At 49.0% G+C, this 16,584-nt stretch carries 13 protein-coding genes; 11 read left to right on the top strand and 2 right to left on the bottom strand.

The window, feature by feature from the left end:
* Positions 1-128: 128 nt before the first annotated feature.
* The 3 genes from V6C93_RS23600 (at position 129) to V6C93_RS23590 (ending at position 6,252) form a co-directional block, all read left to right on the top strand.
* Positions 129-482, top strand: a complete 354-nt coding sequence (locus tag V6C93_RS23600) for a helix-turn-helix transcriptional regulator (RefSeq protein WP_333479118.1) — start codon at positions 129-131, stop codon at positions 480-482.
* Positions 479-5,572, top strand: a complete 5,094-nt coding sequence (locus V6C93_RS23595; RefSeq protein ID WP_333479117.1) for a PAS domain S-box protein — start codon at positions 479-481, stop codon at positions 5,570-5,572. The genes V6C93_RS23600 and V6C93_RS23595 overlap by 4 nt, the downstream gene beginning before the upstream one ends.
* Positions 5,573-5,649: 77 nt before the next feature.
* The gene (locus V6C93_RS23590; RefSeq protein WP_333479116.1) at positions 5,650-6,252 is read left to right on the top strand and encodes a hypothetical protein; all 603 of its coding nucleotides are present in this window, start codon (positions 5,650-5,652) and stop codon (positions 6,250-6,252) included.
* 100 nt (positions 6,253-6,352) lie between these two features.
* On the opposite strand, the gene mutS is transcribed toward V6C93_RS23590, so the two are convergent.
* A complete protein-coding gene (gene mutS / locus V6C93_RS23585) occupies positions 6,353-9,127 on the bottom strand; it encodes a DNA mismatch repair protein MutS (RefSeq protein ID WP_333479115.1) in 2,775 nt (924 codons plus the stop codon).
* Positions 9,128-9,408: 281 nt separating this feature from the next.
* Positions 9,409-9,726: an ArsR/SmtB family transcription factor gene (locus V6C93_RS23580; RefSeq protein WP_333479114.1), complete on the bottom strand. Its 318-nt coding sequence runs from the start codon at positions 9,724-9,726 to the stop codon at positions 9,409-9,411.
* Positions 9,727-9,806: 80 nt separating this feature from the next.
* Here V6C93_RS23580 and trxA point away from each other — a divergent pair, with 80 nt between their 5' ends.
* The 8 genes from trxA to V6C93_RS23540 all read left to right on the top strand — a co-directional run.
* On the top strand, positions 9,807-10,130 hold the full coding sequence (gene trxA, locus V6C93_RS23575) for a thioredoxin (protein WP_333479113.1): 324 nt from the start codon (positions 9,807-9,809) through the stop codon (positions 10,128-10,130).
* A gap of 107 nt (positions 10,131-10,237) precedes the next feature.
* Positions 10,238-10,945, top strand: a complete 708-nt coding sequence (locus tag V6C93_RS23570) for an SDR family oxidoreductase (protein ID WP_333479112.1) — start codon at positions 10,238-10,240, stop codon at positions 10,943-10,945.
* A gap of 96 nt (positions 10,946-11,041) precedes the next feature.
* Entirely contained in the window at positions 11,042-11,836 is a 795-nt protein-coding gene (locus V6C93_RS23565) for an SDR family NAD(P)-dependent oxidoreductase (protein ID WP_349262817.1), read from the top strand.
* A 333-nt stretch (positions 11,837-12,169) separates the two neighbouring features.
* Entirely contained in the window at positions 12,170-13,066 is an 897-nt protein-coding gene (locus tag V6C93_RS23560) for an NAD(P)-dependent oxidoreductase (RefSeq protein WP_333479110.1), read from the top strand.
* A 55-nt stretch (positions 13,067-13,121) separates the two neighbouring features.
* Positions 13,122-13,820 (top strand): glutathione binding-like protein, encoded by a 699-nt coding sequence (locus V6C93_RS23555; RefSeq protein ID WP_333479109.1) that lies wholly within the window; start codon positions 13,122-13,124, stop codon positions 13,818-13,820.
* 336 nt (positions 13,821-14,156) lie between these two features.
* A complete protein-coding gene (locus tag V6C93_RS23550; RefSeq protein ID WP_349262816.1) occupies positions 14,157-15,251 on the top strand; it encodes an alkene reductase in 1,095 nt (364 codons plus the stop codon).
* Between the two features lie 510 nt (positions 15,252-15,761).
* Positions 15,762-16,145 (top strand): hypothetical protein, encoded by a 384-nt coding sequence (locus V6C93_RS23545; RefSeq protein ID WP_333479107.1) that lies wholly within the window; start codon positions 15,762-15,764, stop codon positions 16,143-16,145.
* A gap of 206 nt (positions 16,146-16,351) precedes the next feature.
* The coding region (locus V6C93_RS23540; RefSeq protein ID WP_414644255.1) for a helix-turn-helix domain-containing protein at positions 16,352-16,584 on the top strand (233 nt) is incomplete at its 3' end.

Below are 16,584 nucleotides of genomic sequence, written 5' to 3'. Positions count from 1 at the left end.
GATTCTTCAAGTTCCACTTACGGATTGGCAATCTTCTTAAAAATCCTTCTTAGGAAATATCAATTTTTAGAAAAAATCGCCTACTGTATCTACCATTAAGAAGATCGAGTAACGCAAAATTAATATTGGTGGTGGGACGGCAACTAGAGATCGAGACCTTAATTCGAGTACGGCGACAGCCTTTGGAACTGACTCAGGAAAAGTTAGCTGCTAAGTTAGGAGTAACATTTCTCACCGTTAATTTTTGGGAAAATAGCAGGGGAAGACACTCCCCGTTGGCGATGGAAAAAATTGAAGGGATGCTGCGCTCTGCGCTGGACGGCTTATTCATCCTGCTACGAAAACGTAGCAGCGCTGAACCGAACGGTTCCGCTTTGCTAACCCTATCGCTGTTTAGTTCTGCTTCAGTCACCTTACGGATACGGAAACTTGCTAATAGTCTGGTGGGTAAATATTCTCCAGAGGAGGAACATAGGCTGTGACTCAGCAAGGGGCGGCAATTGCACTGGAAGAACTCTTCGCTGGGGGCGGAGAGATGGGTGCTATGATGCGATCACTCGATTGGTCGGTTACCCCTCTGGGCCCGGCTCAGCACTGGCCCCAGAGCCTAAAGACCGCTGTACGCATTATGCTTACCTCTCGCCAAGCCATGTTTGTCTGGTGGGGTGATGAGCTAATTAACCTTTACAACGACGCCTACAAGGCTATTGTCGGGGGCAAACATCCGCAAGTGCTTGGGCAGCCTGCCTCTTACGTGTGGCGAGAGATTTGGGATCAGGTCGGGCCTCGCGCAGAATTCGCCATGCTGAATAATGAGGGCACTTACGACGAAGCGCTGCTGCTGATCATGGAGCGCAACGGCTACCCAGAAGAAACCTACTATACGTTTTCCTACAGCCCGGTTCCTAATGATCGGGGCGGTACAGGCGGCATTATCTGCGCCAACACAGACGACACCCAGCGCATCATCGGTGAGCGTCAGTTGGCGCTGTTGCGGGAACTGGCAGCCAGGACAGCAGATGCCCGGACATTTGATAATGCCTGCACTCTGAGTGCGAAATGTCTGGAAACCAACCCCTACGACCTCCCCTTTGCGATGATTTATCTGGTCGATCCAGGTAAAGACTGCCTTTATCTGGCTGGAACATCGGGCATCGATCGCCACCACCCCGCCGTCCCTGAAACGATCGCCCTCGATTCAGATTCGGTATGGCCTTTTGCAGAAGCGATCGCAACACACAAGCCATGTCTGGTTAGCAATTTGGCATTATTGGGTAGCCTGCCGACGGGCGCTTGGCAGCGACCCCCACATCAGGCCGTCATTGTGCCAATCGCACCCTCCGGGCAAACCGGACAAGCGGGCATTCTGGTTGTTGGTTTGAATCCGTTCAGGCTCTTCGACGATAACTATAGCGGGTTTATCGATTTGATTGCAGCTCAGATCGCCGCTAGCATCGCCAACGCCCAAGCCTACGAAGAAGAACGCAAACGGGCAGAAGCCCTAGCTGAACTTGATCGGGCAAAAACGATCTTCTTTAGCAATATCAGTCATGAGTTCCGTACCCCACTCACCCTGATGCTGGGCCCCCTGGAGGATATGCTTGCCAATCCAGCAGGCCCCTTGCCCAGTGAACGCTCTCAACTCGAAACCGCCCACCGCAACTCCCTGCGCTTGCTGAAGCTGGTGAATACGCTGTTAGATTTCTCCCGCATTGAAGCAGGGCGAGTTCAAGCGGTGTATGAGCCGACAGACTTGGCAATGCTCACGGCTGACTTGGCGGGGGTGTTTCGCTCCGCGATCGAACGAGCCGGAATCCAGCTCGGTGTGGACTGTCCCCCACTCCCTGAACCGGTTTATGTAGACCGGGAAATGTGGGAAAAGATTATTCTCAACCTCCTTTCCAATGCCTTTAAATTCACCTTCAAGGGAGAAATTACCGTTGCTCTCCGTTGGGCAGATGACCACGTTGAGTTAGAAATACGAGACACAGGCACCGGGATTCCCGCTGAAGAGATGCCGCATTTATTTGAGCGATTCCATCGGGTGGAAGGGGCAAGGGGACGAACTTATGAAGGATCGGGCATCGGTTTGTCCTTAGTGCAAGAACTGGTCAAGTTGCATGGCGGCACGATTCAGGTTAGTAGCGTTGTCGATCAGGGTACTTGCTTTACTATTTTGATTCCCACTGGTTACGCCCACATTCCCAAAGAATGTATTGGTAAAACTCGCACCCTTGCCTCAACCACAATGGGGGCTGCAACCTATATTGAAGAAGCCTTACGTTGGCTACCAGAAGAGGACACAGAGACACAGGGACACGGGGACGCGGGGAATTTGGAGAGTTCCTCTCCGCGTCACCGCGTCTCCCCCTCACCGCGTCTCCCCCTCTCGCCCTCTGCCAAAATTCTTCTGGCTGACGATAACGTAGATATGCGCAACTATGTGAAACGGTTGTTGGTCAGTCAAGGGTACGAAGTGGAAACCGTGGTGGATGGGATTGCGGCTAAGCAGAGGGTTCGTCAGCGGCTTCCCGATTTGGTTTTGACGGATGTGATGATGCCAGGGTTAGACGGCTTGGGGTTGTTGCGAGAGCTAAGGCTTGACCCGATTACCCGCGAAATCCCGATTATCCTCCTGTCTGCCCGTGCTGGAGAAGAGTCCCGCATTGAAGGTTTGGAAGCAGGCGCGGATGATTATCTGATTAAGCCCTTTTCTGCCCGTGAACTGCTGGCTCGTGTCGAGGCAACGCTAAAGCTGGCTCAGATGCGCCAGGAAGCAACCCAGCGAGAGCAGGAGCTACGAATGGTTAGCGAAGCGGCACGAAGTGCGGCGCAGTCAGCGAAAGAGAATTTAGAACGTGTCCTCGCGAGTATCAATGACCAGTTTTTGGTGCTAGACCCCGAATGGCGCTATACCTACGTTAATGACCGGGTAGTGGAAGCGGTAGGAATCGGTAAAGAAGACTTACTCGGTAAGTGTATCTGGGATGTTTTTCCGGAAATACTGGAAAGCGAATTCTATATTCAAGTACATCGTGCCGTAGCAGAGCAAAGGGTTGTTCAATTTGAGTACTACCATTCGTCCTGGCAGCGCTGTTTTGAGAACCGCGTTTATCCTTCCGCAAATGGCGTATCCATTCTGGTTACGGAAATCACCGATCGCAAGCAGACAGAGGCAGCCCTACGTCAAAGCGAAGGGCGTTTGCAACTGGCTCTAACCGCAGCTCAAATGTTTGTATGGGAGCTTGACTACAAAACTGAGTGGGCTGTTTGTTCGGAAGTAGCTCGTGAAGTCTGTGGTTTCCAGGAAGGACCGCTCGATGATTTCATCGCGTTGACGCATCCAGACGATCTCGAACAATTGCAGCAGGCGGTCGAAGAGGCGATCACACAGGGAACGCCGCTCTCAATGGATTACCGGATACTCAGCCCTGATGGACAGACGCGCTGGCTGAGTAGTTGGGGCACTACCTACCGGGGGTTGGATGGTCAACTAGAGCGGATGATCGGCGTTTCTGTGGATATTACCAAGCGCAAACAAGTGGAAGCTGATCGGGAACGACTGCTCCAGGAATTGGCGCTCGAACGGGCTCGGTTTGAGGCTGTATTACGACAGATGCCTGCGGGCGTAATGATTGCAGATGCGGCTTCGGGCAAATTGGTTCTCACCAATGAACAAGCCAAACAAATTGTTGGCTATGACTACGAACAAGCGCCCCAACTTGGAGAGTATGACCAGGTTGCATCATTTGAGGGTTTTCATTTAGACGGTCAACCTTACAAAGCCGATGAATATCCGCTGATGCGAACCGTAGGTCGTCCTCTTAGGACATCCCTGCAAACGGGTGAAACCATAACCAACGAAGAAATTGAGCTACACCGAGGGGATGGGAGCCGCATTTTCATGAATGCGAATTCAACTCCAATTCGGGACATTAAGGGGCACATTGTTGCGGCAGTTGTAGTCTTCCAAGATGTGACCGAGCACAAGCTGGCTCAAGAGGCACTACGCACCAGTGAAGAGCGATTTCGCGTGATCGTGAATCAAGCAACCGCAGGAATTACGCTCACGGATTTGACGGGTCAATTCTTACTAGCCAACCAACGATTTTGCGACATTGTCGGCTATTCAATGGCGGAACTATTACACAAACGCAAGCAAGACATCACCCATCCTGAGGATCGACCCCACCATACCGAGCTTTTTCAACGTCTGGTAACACAAGGGCAAGACTTTGTGATCGACAAGCGTTACATCCGCAAAGATGGATCGGAGGTTTGGGTGAGTAACCACGTTGTTGCCACTCGCGACTCATCGGGTAAACCTCAAAATGTGATTGCGATCGTGCTGGACATCACTGAGCGTAAGCGAGCCGAGGTAGAACGTGCGACACTCCTTACTCGTGAGCAGGCTGCACGGGTTGAGGCAGAAGCCGCTAACCGCATCAAAGATGAGTTTCTTGCTGTGCTATCTCACGAACTGCGATCGCCCCTCAACCCCATTTTGGGCTGGTCAAGATTGCTTCAGACTAGAAAGTTTGATGCCGCTAGGACAGCTGAAGCCCTGGCAATCATCGAACGCAATGCCAAATTACAGGCTGAACTGATTGAGGATTTGCTGGATGTCTCCCGGATTCTGCAAGGCAAACTCAGCCTGAATGCGGCTCCAGTCGCTCTCGCGTCCGCCATTGAGGCGGCAATGGAAACAGTGCGTCTGGCGGCGGAAGCTAAATCAATTCAGATGTATACCCAGCTTGAACCAGAGGTGGGCGCTGTTTCGGGGGATGCCAGCCGCTTACAGCAAATCATTTGGAACATCCTCTCCAACGCAATTAAGTTCACACCCCCAGGAGGGCGGGTTGATATCCGACTGGAGCGCATGGGTTCTCAAGCCCAAATCACCGTCAGCGATACCGGCAAGGGTATCCCAGTTGACTTCCTGCCCTATGTGTTTGACTACTTCCGCCAAGCCGATGCCACTACCACCCGTAATTTTGGCGGACTGGGGTTAGGATTAGCGATCGTGCGTCACTTAGTCGAACTGCATGGGGGAACCGTCCAAGCCGATAGCCCTGGCGAAGGGCAGGGAGCCACCTTTATCGTCAGGCTTCCACTTCTACCATCCCAGCCCCGAAGCGATTGGGACAGCGAACAGCCTAAGCCATCCTTAGATTTGCAGGGTGTCGAGATTTTGGTGGTTGATGATGATGCCGATACACGGGAGTTTGTTGCCTTTTTGCTGGAACAGTATGGAGCGCGGGTGAGAGCCGTTGGCTCAGCGGGGGCAGCACTGACGGCTTTAAGTCAATCTGTACCGGATGTACTGTTGAGCGATATCGGGATGCCGGATATGGATGGATATATGCTGATGCAACAGGTGAGAACCCTACCCCCAGAGCAGGGAGGGCAGATTCGGGCGATCGCACTGACTGCTTATGCCGGAGAAATCAACTATCAGCAAGCGATCGCCGCAGGCTTCCAAAATCATCTATCTAAACCCGTAGAGCCAGCAGAGTTAGTTGCTGTTGTTACAAGTCTAGCTAAACCTAGCAGAAGTAAACTAAAGCAATAATTTACGACACTGGTTATTATAATACAGAAATACTACAATAGAACAAGAGGACTAATAAAAAACGGCGAAAAGACGCTGTGAAACAACAAAAAGATCGGCAAGATCGGCGATGGGCTTTGAATCAAACCGCTGAATGGTTAACCCATAAATTTGGTAAGAAGCCAGTCAAACAAGAGATTGTTTATGAGCGAGATATTACGTGGCCTTTGGAAGAACAGCCTGTAAAAATTTTTTTGATTAAGTACAGGCTGAAAAACGGATTTGAAGGAATTATTTTTACCGGGCCTACTACCTGGAGCTTTATTTATCTTAATGATTGGACTGCCTTAACTCCAGAAGACTTAGTTTATTGCTATGTGGGGTGTTTTATACAATTTTTTTTTATCCATTCCCCAGCGTCTTCTAAAATTGATAATAAAAAGAAGGCTGAACGGTTTATATTAAACTTAATCGAGCAAAAAATTATAGAGCCTAACTTTTCTCAACTTTGTGATGCATTTCAGTTGGGCGAAGACCTCGTCTACTATGCGATCGAAGTTATCAAAAAAGGAGAGCAAGTTTATTTAGTAGGAACTGAAACGAATTACATCTTTTACAATAAGGATTTTCCACCCATGAGGCTTCCACCTTTATTTTACTTTCTGGGAAAGACGTTTAATCCATTCAGTCATTCTAGTTGAAACGAACCACTTCAGGCGCAGAGAACTCAGAGAAAGAGAAGAGAGTATATTATAACTTCTGCACGGATTGCTACATATCCATTCAGGAAATTTTTGGGCATCATTCAGTAAAAATATCCAGTTGTTGAATCTGCTCCTCGGTTCTGCTTTTCTCCGGAGTTAAGCCACTTTTACGCAGTCCAACGGCTATTTTGCTGTGTTTTTCAATTTGCTTCATGACCTGCTTTGCCCGTTGAATCACCGATGCAGGCAACCCCGCCAAACGCCCTGCTTCAATCCCATAGGACTTATCCGCACCACCGGGTTGAACTTGGTGTAAAAAGACAATCTCATCGGCTAACTCCTTCACTGTCACCTGATAGTTAGCCACATTCGGAAGAAGCGAGGCAAGTTCATTGAGTTCGTGGTAATGAGTGGCAAAAATTGTTCGCGCCTGAATCTCTGTTGCTAGATATTCCGCCACCGACCAAGCAATCGAAAGACCATCAAATGTTGCCGTTCCTCTCCCAATTTCATCGAGAAGAACCAGGGATTTAGCCGTGGCATGGTTGAGGATATTCGCCGTCTCATTCATCTCCACCATAAATGTCGATTGACCCGTCGCCAAATCATCCACCGCACCCACACGAGTAAAAATGCGATCGCATATTCCCAAAGTCGCCGACGATGCCGGAACAAAACTCCCCGTTTGTGCCATCAACTGAATCAACCCCACCTGCCTTAAATAACAACTCTTCCCACTTGCATTTGGCCCCGTCAAAATAATCAAATCGGGTTGGTTAGAAGGGGTTGAAGGTTGAAGGTTATTCGGTTGAAGGTTAGAAGGGGTTGAAGATTGAAGGTTTTTTTCCGAACTTTCAACGTTCAACTTTCCAACTTTCAACCCTTCCTGACCCAAATACGCCGAATTCGGCACAAAAAACCCAGTCGGCAAAGACTGCTCCACCACCGGATGACGCCCATCAATAATCCGAATCTCCCGCCCTTCCACCATATTGGGACGGCAATACCCCTGATACACCGCTACCTCTGCCAAACCACAGAGAATATCAACGGCTGCCACTGCACGAGACACATTGCGTATCTCTTCAGCCAGTTCACTCACCTGTACTCTTAGAGCCACAAAAATCTCATATTCCAAACGGTTCAAATCTTCCCGTGCCGTAAGAATTCGATTTTCCCGTTCCTTCAATTCCGGAGTAATAAAACGCTCCTCATTGGTTAAGGTTTGCTTGCGAATATAATTAATTGGAACCTGGTCTGCCTTACTCCGAGTAATACTAATGTAGTAACCGAACGCTTTATTAAACCCCACCTTCAAGGTAGAAATACCCGTGCGCTCTCTCTCCGTCACTTCCAAATTGGCAATCCACTGCTGATCCCCTTCAGCTGTTGCTCGCATCTCATCCAACTGAGGATTAATCCCCGCTCGAATTAAGTTCCCTTCCATCAGATGTAGAGGAGGAGACTCTACGAGATTGGCGCGGAGTTGTTGCCCTAGGTGTTCCAGTTGTGGCGGCACTTTCTGCAACGCTCTCAGATAGGGAGAGGAACCATAAGCGGCAAGCTCTGCAAGTTCTGGTAATTTTAAAAGAGAATCAGCTAGTGCGACTAAATCTCGTGCATTCGCCTTACCCGAACTGGCACGCCCTGTCAGCCGTTCCAAATCATAGATACCCCGCAATAGTTGCCGTAAGTCCTCCCGTAATCCGGGATTTTCCACCAATTCCTGAATCGAATCGTGCCGCGCCCGAATCCCTTTAATATCCAGCAGGGGTTGCAACAGCCAACGGCGCAACGCCCTGCCCCCCATAGCCGTACTGGTTCTATCCAACGCCCACAATAGGGAGCCATGAAACGTGTTATCCCGAACGGTTGCGGTGATTTCCAGATTGCGGCGACTCTGGTGATCGAGAATTAAGTAATCAGCAATGGTGTAGGTGCGTAAGGATTGAAGCGCGACATAATTCTCTTTTTGCGTATCTTCTAGATATTCCAACAAACCCCCAGCCGCACGGACACCTAAGGGCAAATGTTCGCAACCCATCCCTTCGAGCGATCGCACTCTAAATCGTTCTATAATTCTCTGTCTGGCTTCGGCTGGGGAAAAGGGCGATTGGGGACGAAAGGTATAGCAAAATGAATTCGGCAAACCCTCCGGCAAATGCTCGGATTTCTCCCCCGGTCGCAGCATACTAATTAAATCAGGGGCATTGGTGGGAATCAGCACTTCTGAGGGTTGCAAGCGCATCAGTTCCTGCACCAGCAGTTCTAACTCCGTCGCTTGCGTGGTGAGGAATTCGCCTGTGGAGATATCGGCATAGGCTAAACCCCAATGATTTCCAGCCATCACAATAGCGGCGAGGAAGTTATTGCGTCGCGCTGCCAGCATCCCCTCATCCAGCAAGGTGCCTGGGGTAAGGATTTGCGTTACCTCACGCCGCACCTGCCGCCCTTCTTTGGCTGCAACCGCCGCATCTTCCACTTGGTCACAAATTGCGATCGCAAATCCTTTTTCCACCAACATCCTACAGTAGCGGTCTAAGGCGTGGTGGGGAACCCCTGTCATATAAACTCGCCCAATTCCCTTACCAGCATCTTTACTGGTTAAGACGAGTTCCAATTCTTCTGCTAACCTTCGGGCATCCTGAAAGAAGGTTTCATAAAAGTCCCCAACCCGATACAGCAACAGCGCATGAGGATACTGCTCTTTTACCTCCACGAAGTGCTGCATCATGGGTGTTAGCTTGCTGCGATCGACCGTTTTATGGTCTGCATTTTCAGCCGCGACGCTCAACGCCCTTTCTGTAGCGCGAATTGAGTTAGCACTGTTGGGTTCGTTGGGAGAGGTAGATGCTTCAAGGTATCCGCTCATGGATAAGTCAGTGATAGACCAGGTTCTTATCGACTCTATCGTATGCTAGCGGGGAGCGTCCTTAGTTAATCTCGGTAAAATTCAAGGCTATCGTGTACAAACAAATCTGTAAAAGCCCCCTAAATGGGAGCATGTCAACTTTGTAGGTTGGGTTGAGGAACGAAACCCAACTCTAGGAAAGTCTGTTGGGTAACGCTTACGCTCTACCCAACCTACATGAGTGCTCTATGTGCTTGCCCTGACATGCTGTAGTCAGCTCAGTAGAAATAGCCTCTCCAGCCTCAATGGGAGAGAGAATGTTGCGCGGCTTGTAAAACCGCATCCAACAAACCCGGAAACAGCGCATCTAAATCCTCACGCCGCAGCGAATTGAGGTGTTGTGTTCCTTCTTTGCGACAGTAAAGTACACCGGACTCTCGCAGGACTTTGAAGTGATGGGACATGGTAGACTTTGCGATCGCTAAATCAAACGCGGCACAGGGTTGTTCTCCCTTCGTTGCCAGACGCCTAACAATTTCAAGCCGCACTGGGTCTCCTAGGGCATAAAGTACGCCGGCTAGAGAGATGTCTTTTTGGTCTGGGTGATACAGCAGTCTCATAGTTGCATTATTGCATAGACTGAACTATAGTTTAATTATTCGAGATTCTCGAAATAAAGAACTAATTCGGGAGGACAACCATGTCATCGGTTACCCCAGTAACAGACGCTACGTTCAAGCAAGAAGTCCTCGAAAGTGAACTTCCGGTGTTAGTAGATTTTTGGGCACCTTGGTGTGGCCCTTGTCGACTGGTCGCTCCAGTGGTGGATGAGGTAGCTACTCAGTATGAAGGACAAGTCAAGGTGGTGAAACTAGACACCGATAAAAATCCCGGTATTGCCAGCCAGTATGGAATTCGCAGCATTCCCACCTTGATGGTGTTTAACAAAGGACAGCAAGTCGATACAGTGGTAGGCGCAGTCCCAAAAACCACTTTAGCTAGCGCCTTGGACAAGCACCTGTAAAGCGGATTGTGGTGAGTTGAGGGTAGGGTGGCCTTGTCCACCTTACCTACGGGCTCAACAGGCAGATTGCCTGAGTCAGCATCAAAACTCATTAATTGGGTTGAGTTATGACAACTGAAAAAATTGCCTTAGTGACAGGAGCCAATAAAGGCATTGGCTTAGAAATCGTCCGACAGCTTGCAACAGCAGGGTTTAAAGTCTTTCTTACGGCTCGCGACAGCCAGCGTGGAGAAGAGGCATCCCAAAAATTGCAGCAGGATGGACTAACGGTTGAATTCCTGCAATTGGACGTGGCAGACGAAGCCAGTATCGATCGCCTAGCCAAAGAACTAGCATCCCGAACCAACCATCTAGACGTACTCGTCAACAATGCGGGTATCCTCCTCGATGCACCCAATTCCTCTGTACTGGAGGTGGAATCCGAGGTAATTCTGCAAACCCTGCAAACCAATACACTGGGGCCACTGCGCTTAATACAGAAACTTGTACCGCTCCTTACCAAGAGCAATGCCGGGAAAGTCATCAATGTCTCCAGTGGTGGCGGTCAACTCACAGATATGGGGAATTGGGCACCTGCCTACTGTCTCTCGAAAACAGCCCTGAATGCGGTCACAGGTATGATGGCGGCGGCACTCAAGGATAAGCACATTGTGGTGAATTCGATCTGTCCGGGTTGGGTTCGCACAGATATGGGTGGTTCCAATGCTTCGCGATCGGTTCAACAGGGAGCAGACACAGTAACATGGTTGGCGACAGAAGCCCCTTCTGACTTAACAGGCAAGTTTTTGCGGGATAGAACCGTCATTCCCTGGTAAGTAAGCAGGATGTATAGTGCCCACCGGCTTACTGGTTGCTCGGTGGAAACCTTTGTTTATGTCAAAGCCAACCCAATAGTTTTGGACGCACAGGATATGGACTTAAAATTACAGGATAAGTCAGCACTGGTTAGCGGCTCGACAGCAGGCATCGGCTTTGCGATCGCCCAAGCGTTAACTCAAGAGGGTGCATCCGTTACAATTAGCGGTCGCTCAGAACAGCGAGTCACTCAAGCGATCGACAAAATTCAGCAAAGCAACCCCAGCGCTAAAATTTCGGGAGTCGTAGCTGATCTGGCGACACGAGAGGGTACAGAGCAACTGTTTCAACAAGTTCCGACCATCGACATTTTAGTCAATAATCTTGGACTGTACGAACCAAAACCGTTCTCCGACATTTCAGATGAGGACTGGTTCAACATCTTTGAAGCCAATGTGTTGAGCGGAGTACGTTTGAGTCGCTATTACCTTCCCGGTATGCAGGAACGCAATTGGGGGAGGGTAATTTTTATTTCCAGTGAATCTGCGGTTCAAATTCCGGTCGAAATGATTCATTACGGCATGACCAAGACAGCTCAACTCGCTATTTCACGAGGTTTGGCAGAAGCAACAGCTGGCACAGGTGTCACCGTCAATGCAGTTCTCCCTGGCCCCACACGTTCAGAGGGTGTTGAGGGCTTTGTAGAGCAAGTGGCAAAAGAGCGCAATGTGGATGTTGCTACAGTCGAAACCGAGTTTTTCCAATCCCTGCGTCCGACTTCACTACTCAAGCGCTTTGCCACAACTGAAGAGGTAGCCGCGATGGTGGTTTATCTGTGTAGTCCTCTTGCTTCAGCCACCAATGGCGCAGCCTTGAGGGTAGATGGTGGTGTGGTTCGGTCGATTATTTAGCCATTAGGCAGGCTGAGATTCAAAACAGTCATCTCCAGCTTATAGCAGATTTCACGCAGAGGAGATGAAGGCGATCATGACTAAGTACAGGATTTCACAAGTTGATAGCGAAATGTTGCGTCATTTGCGTTTTCATTCAAGCCTGGTTCCATTCGCTATGAATTTACGAAAGGCTCTACTTATACCGTTTCTCTTTTAATGTTCTACACATCGACCCCCCCAACCCCCCTTGGTAAGGGGGGAGTAAGAAAAGATTTGTATCAAGCATTTCGTGAATTGGTATTAGTTGCCTCGATATTGATGCTTTAAACCCGAACATCAGGAGAAGAACCAGTGAATAATGTTGTTGGCTTTATCGGTCTGGGCAATATGGGCTTGCCCATCGCTACAAATCTGGTTGAATCTGGCTACAGGCTGCGAGTGTATAACCGAACACTTCAGAAAGCTCAAGTGCTGGTAGACAGTGGCGCGGAATTAGGCGAGAGTCCGGCTGATGTAGTGGAACCCGGAGGCATTGTGATTTCAATGCTGGCAAATGATCAGGCTTTAGAAGATGTTGTCTTGGGTGAAAATGGCATCCTGGAAAAACTCGGTAATGGTGGAATTCATATCTCCATGAGTACCATTTCACCCACTACAGCTGAGAACCTAGCTGAACGGCACGAACAAAAAGGCACTCATTACTTGGCAGCCCCCGTATTTGGGCGACCGGATGCCGCAGCAGCCAGGAAGTTATGGATTTGCCTGTCAGGAAATGGAGTGGCGAAAGAGAGGGCACTACCACTGCTGAATGTTCTAGGGCAGAAAGTTTTTGATTTTGGTGAACAGGTTAGCGCTGCCAATGTCGTCAAGGTTTCAGGTAACTTTCTGATTATCTCGGCGATCGAAGCAATGGCAGAAGCCTTTACCTTAGCCGAAAAGAATGGAATTGACCGAAATCAGGTGGCTGAACTATTTGGTCAAACCCTGTTTGCCTGTCCCATTTATCAAAACTACGGACGGATGATTGCTCAAGAGCAGTATGAACCCGCAGGCTTCAAACTGGCTTTGGGGTTAAAAGATGTTGAATTAGCATTGCAGACAGCAAAGGAAAGTCAGATGCCAATGCCAGTAGCAAGCTTAATTCGCGATCGCCTAATTTCAAGCATCGCTAAAGGAAGGGGAGATATCGATTGGACGGGACTCGCTTTAGGCGTATCTGAGGACGCAGGACTAAAAGGAAATCCGTAGTGATATAAGCTGGCAAATTCATTGAACGAATGCTTACAAATCAGGAGAAACTATCATGATTGACCTTTATTACTGGACAACACCCAACGGTCATAAAATTACGATGTTCCTGGAGGAAGTTGAGCTGCCTTACAACCTCATCCCCGTCAACATTGGTGCTGGCGATCAATTTAAACCCGACTTTCTCAAGATTGCCCCCAACAATCGCATCCCCGCCATCATTGACCGCGAACCTGTTGATGGTGGAGAGCCGATTTCAATCTTTGAATCGGGTGCAATCTTACTGTACTTAGCAGAAAAAACTGGGCAACTGATTCCCAGTGATTTGCGCCAACGGGTCGAAGTCCTTCAATGGCTATTTTGGCAGATGGGAGGTCTTGGGCCAATGGCGGGGCAAAATCACCACTTCAGCCAATACGCTCCAGAAAAGATTCCCTATGCCATTAACCGCTACGTGAATGAAACGGGGCGTTTGTATGCTGTTCTCAATCAGCGATTGGCAGATCGAGAGTTTGTCGCTGGCAACTATTCAATCGCCGATATAGCCGCTTATCCCTGGATTGTGCCATACGAAAACCAAGGACAGAAGCTAGAAGATTTTCCCAACTTAAAGCGCTGGTTTGAGACAATTCAATCGCGTCCGGCAACAATTCGTGCCTACCAGAAAGCAGAAGCCTTCAAAAATCAGGCGCTGGATATTGAAAAATCACGGACATTGCTATTCAACCAGTCCGCGACAAGCGTACAACGCTAGGTCTATCTGCAAACTTTTAGAGAGGTCAAAAAACTCGGCTTATACCAGTTTCATTTAATGCTGGTACAGAGCGAGCTCCCCTCTAGCCCCCCTTAAAAAGGGGGGAACAAATGGAGGGTTTAAAGTCCCCGTCAAACAAAAGCGCAGCATCTTCTGGCTTCCCCCTTATTAGCGGGGACGGGAGGGGGATCTAAAAGGGGGATGCGAGGGGGATCGTCTAAGTGGTTGCACTATTTTATGAAATTGGTATTATCTCTCCTCTTCCCTCCCTTCTCTGCGCTCTCTGCGCCTCTGTGGTTCGTTTTCTGACAACCTGTCATTTGAGAACTTCAACCCATAAATATGGATATCAATTTACTCTCTCCCTACAAACTCGGTAACCTGGAACTGCCGAACCGTATCGTCATGGCTCCTTTAACTCGCAATCGCGCCGGTCAAGGTAATGTTCCAGGACAACTCAACGCCACCTACTACGCTCAACGCGCTTCAGCAGGACTGCTCATCACCGAAGCGACTCAAGTCTCACCCCAAGGACAAGGTTATCCCGGCACACCAGGGATTCATTCACCGGAGCAGGTGGAAGGATGGAAGTTGGTAACGGATGCTGTGCATCAACAGGGAGGGAGAATATTCCTGCAACTGTGGCATGTCGGACGGGTTTCTCATCCCGACTTGCAACCCGATGGAGCGTTACCGGTTGCGCCTTCTGCGATCGCACCGAGAGGCGAAGCAGCAACCTATGAGGGGCCAAAACCCTTTGTTACTCCTCGTGCTCTGAAAACCTCTGAGATTCCAGAAATTGTTGAACAATACCGTCAGGGAGCAGAAAATGCCCTCCAAGCTGGGTTTGATGGAGTAGAGATTCATGGAGCCAATGGCTATTTGTTAGACCAATTTCTGCGAGATGGAACCAATCACCGTACCGATGAGTATGGCGGTTCCATTGAAAATCGTGCTCGACTGCTGCTAGAAGTGACGGAAGCGGTGGCTGGAGTATGGGGTGCACAGCGAGTTGGAGTACGTCTTTCCCCCAGTGGAACGTTCAATGATATGCATGATTCCAATCCTTTAGCCACGTTCCGTTATGCGGCTGAAGCACTCAATCGCTTTGGCTTGGCTTATCTGCACATTGTTGAGGTGAACGAAGCCGATCTCAGGCATGGTGGGACTGAAGTACCGACTCAACCTCTACGCGATCGGTTTACTCGCACATTGATGGTCAATGGGGGTTATAACAGCGATCGAGCTAATGCCGTATTAGGCAAAGGAGAAGCGGATTTAGTTTCATTTGGCACGCTGTTTTTGGCGAATCCAGATTTACCAAAACGATTTGCTTTGAATGCACCGCTAAATCCACCCGATCCAGCAACCTTCTATGGCGGTGGCGAGAAGGGATACACAGACTATCCGTTTTGGCAGGCTGCTAGCTAGACATTAGACCTCTTGCATCAATCCTAGAATGCCCCCTAAATCCCCAAACTTGGGGGACTTTGAACTCATGTTCCCCCCAGAATTGGGGGGCTAGGGGGGCAAAAATTTACTTTTGCAAGAGGTCTATTGAGGATGGATTAACCGCCAAATTTCTGTGTAGGGGCATGGCGATGCCATGCCCTTAAAGATTGCTGTAATATGAAGATTTTTTTAAGAAAAATACTCTATATAAAGAAAGATTAGACTAAAGAAATAAGCATAATGAACCTATTTTGCGATTCATTTGTAGTCACTCAATAGGACAAGAATTTACAGTGTGATCGCAACTCAAGTTTGCTTCTAACGTTGCCCTCTGATTAAGGATGGGCTTGAGACTGAGTCACCGTCACAGGACATCAGGAATTTCTGCAAATCAGAACAAAAGTAGTACTTGAAAATTACCAGCTTCTACTGATTCCAGGACTGTCTAGTTCGACTAATCTGACACAGGAAGATTTCAACAGGTTAACCATGAACATCAAAGCCATTACTCTTGCCGCAATTCTCGGTCTTTCTACACCAACTATTGCAGACCTTGCCATTAATTCTCCAGTGATTGCGGCTCCCAAATTTCCAACAGGCACGTTTATGGATGATACCTGGTCAGTATCGCTGTCGTTTGAAAACAATTCCTACTTCTACAGTGGGAAGAACATGAGAACCGGAAGTTCTCTCCTCTTATCGGGTGCTACAACATCAGGAAATAACCAACGTCGTGTCTTTACTTGGCGTAATGGCCCTAATCGTTACCAAGTTGTGTGGAGACCTAGCGATCCGGATGTGATTCGCGTCCAAGTTTTTGCGCCCAATGGCAAGGAAATTTTGAATCGTCTACTTTCTCAAAATGCTGACTAAATTTATCTGAATATTTTGGAAACTGTACCACACGGTAGGGACGTACAGCTTGGCGTCTCTAAAAAATTTGTCTGCCACTCAATCAAACCCACGATAGTCTAGACCAGCTCGGCAGAAGTAACCCACCAGCCTAGATAAGGGTGAAAACTGAGGTAAACTGCCAATAGCAAAAGCATCAAAAATCAACAAGTTAACAACAAGAGTCAATGAACAGCCCTCAAGCACAAGGAATTATGCTGTCAGAAAGACAGCAAGCCGCACTTAAACAGATTGTGCGTCGCACCACAAACCCTTACCGTCTAGTGAGACGAGCACAGTTAATCTTGCGGGCTGCTGCCGGAGCTTCTAATAGCCAGCTCACTCGCGAGTTGAAATTAGAGCGGACTCAAGTGCGCTTGTGGCGGGAGCGATGGCTAGCAGCAGCTCCTCAACTGGCAAC

The sequence above is a fragment of the Allocoleopsis sp. genome (assembly GCF_036703385.1).
GTDB lineage: Bacteria > Cyanobacteriota > Cyanobacteriia > Cyanobacteriales > Coleofasciculaceae > Allocoleopsis.
Note: the sequence above shows the minus strand (reverse complement) of the source record. Positions and strands in the feature narration are given on the sequence as shown.

Coding starts and splice junctions, on each gene's coding strand:
- V6C93_RS23555 (WP_333479109.1), top strand. CDS start 13,122: ATGATTGACCTTTATTACTGGACAACACCCAACGGTCATAAAATTACG.
- trxA (WP_333479113.1), top strand. CDS start 9,807: ATGTCATCGGTTACCCCAGTAACAGACGCTACGTTCAAGCAAGAAGTC.
- V6C93_RS23545 (WP_333479107.1), top strand. CDS start 15,762: ATGAACATCAAAGCCATTACTCTTGCCGCAATTCTCGGTCTTTCTACA.
- mutS (WP_333479115.1), bottom strand. CDS start 9,127: ATGAGCGGATACCTTGAAGCATCTACCTCTCCCAACGAACCCAACAGT.
- V6C93_RS23565 (WP_349262817.1), top strand. CDS start 11,042: ATGGACTTAAAATTACAGGATAAGTCAGCACTGGTTAGCGGCTCGACA.
- V6C93_RS23580 (WP_333479114.1), bottom strand. CDS start 9,726: ATGAGACTGCTGTATCACCCAGACCAAAAAGACATCTCTCTAGCCGGC.
- V6C93_RS23570 (WP_333479112.1), top strand. CDS start 10,238: ATGACAACTGAAAAAATTGCCTTAGTGACAGGAGCCAATAAAGGCATT.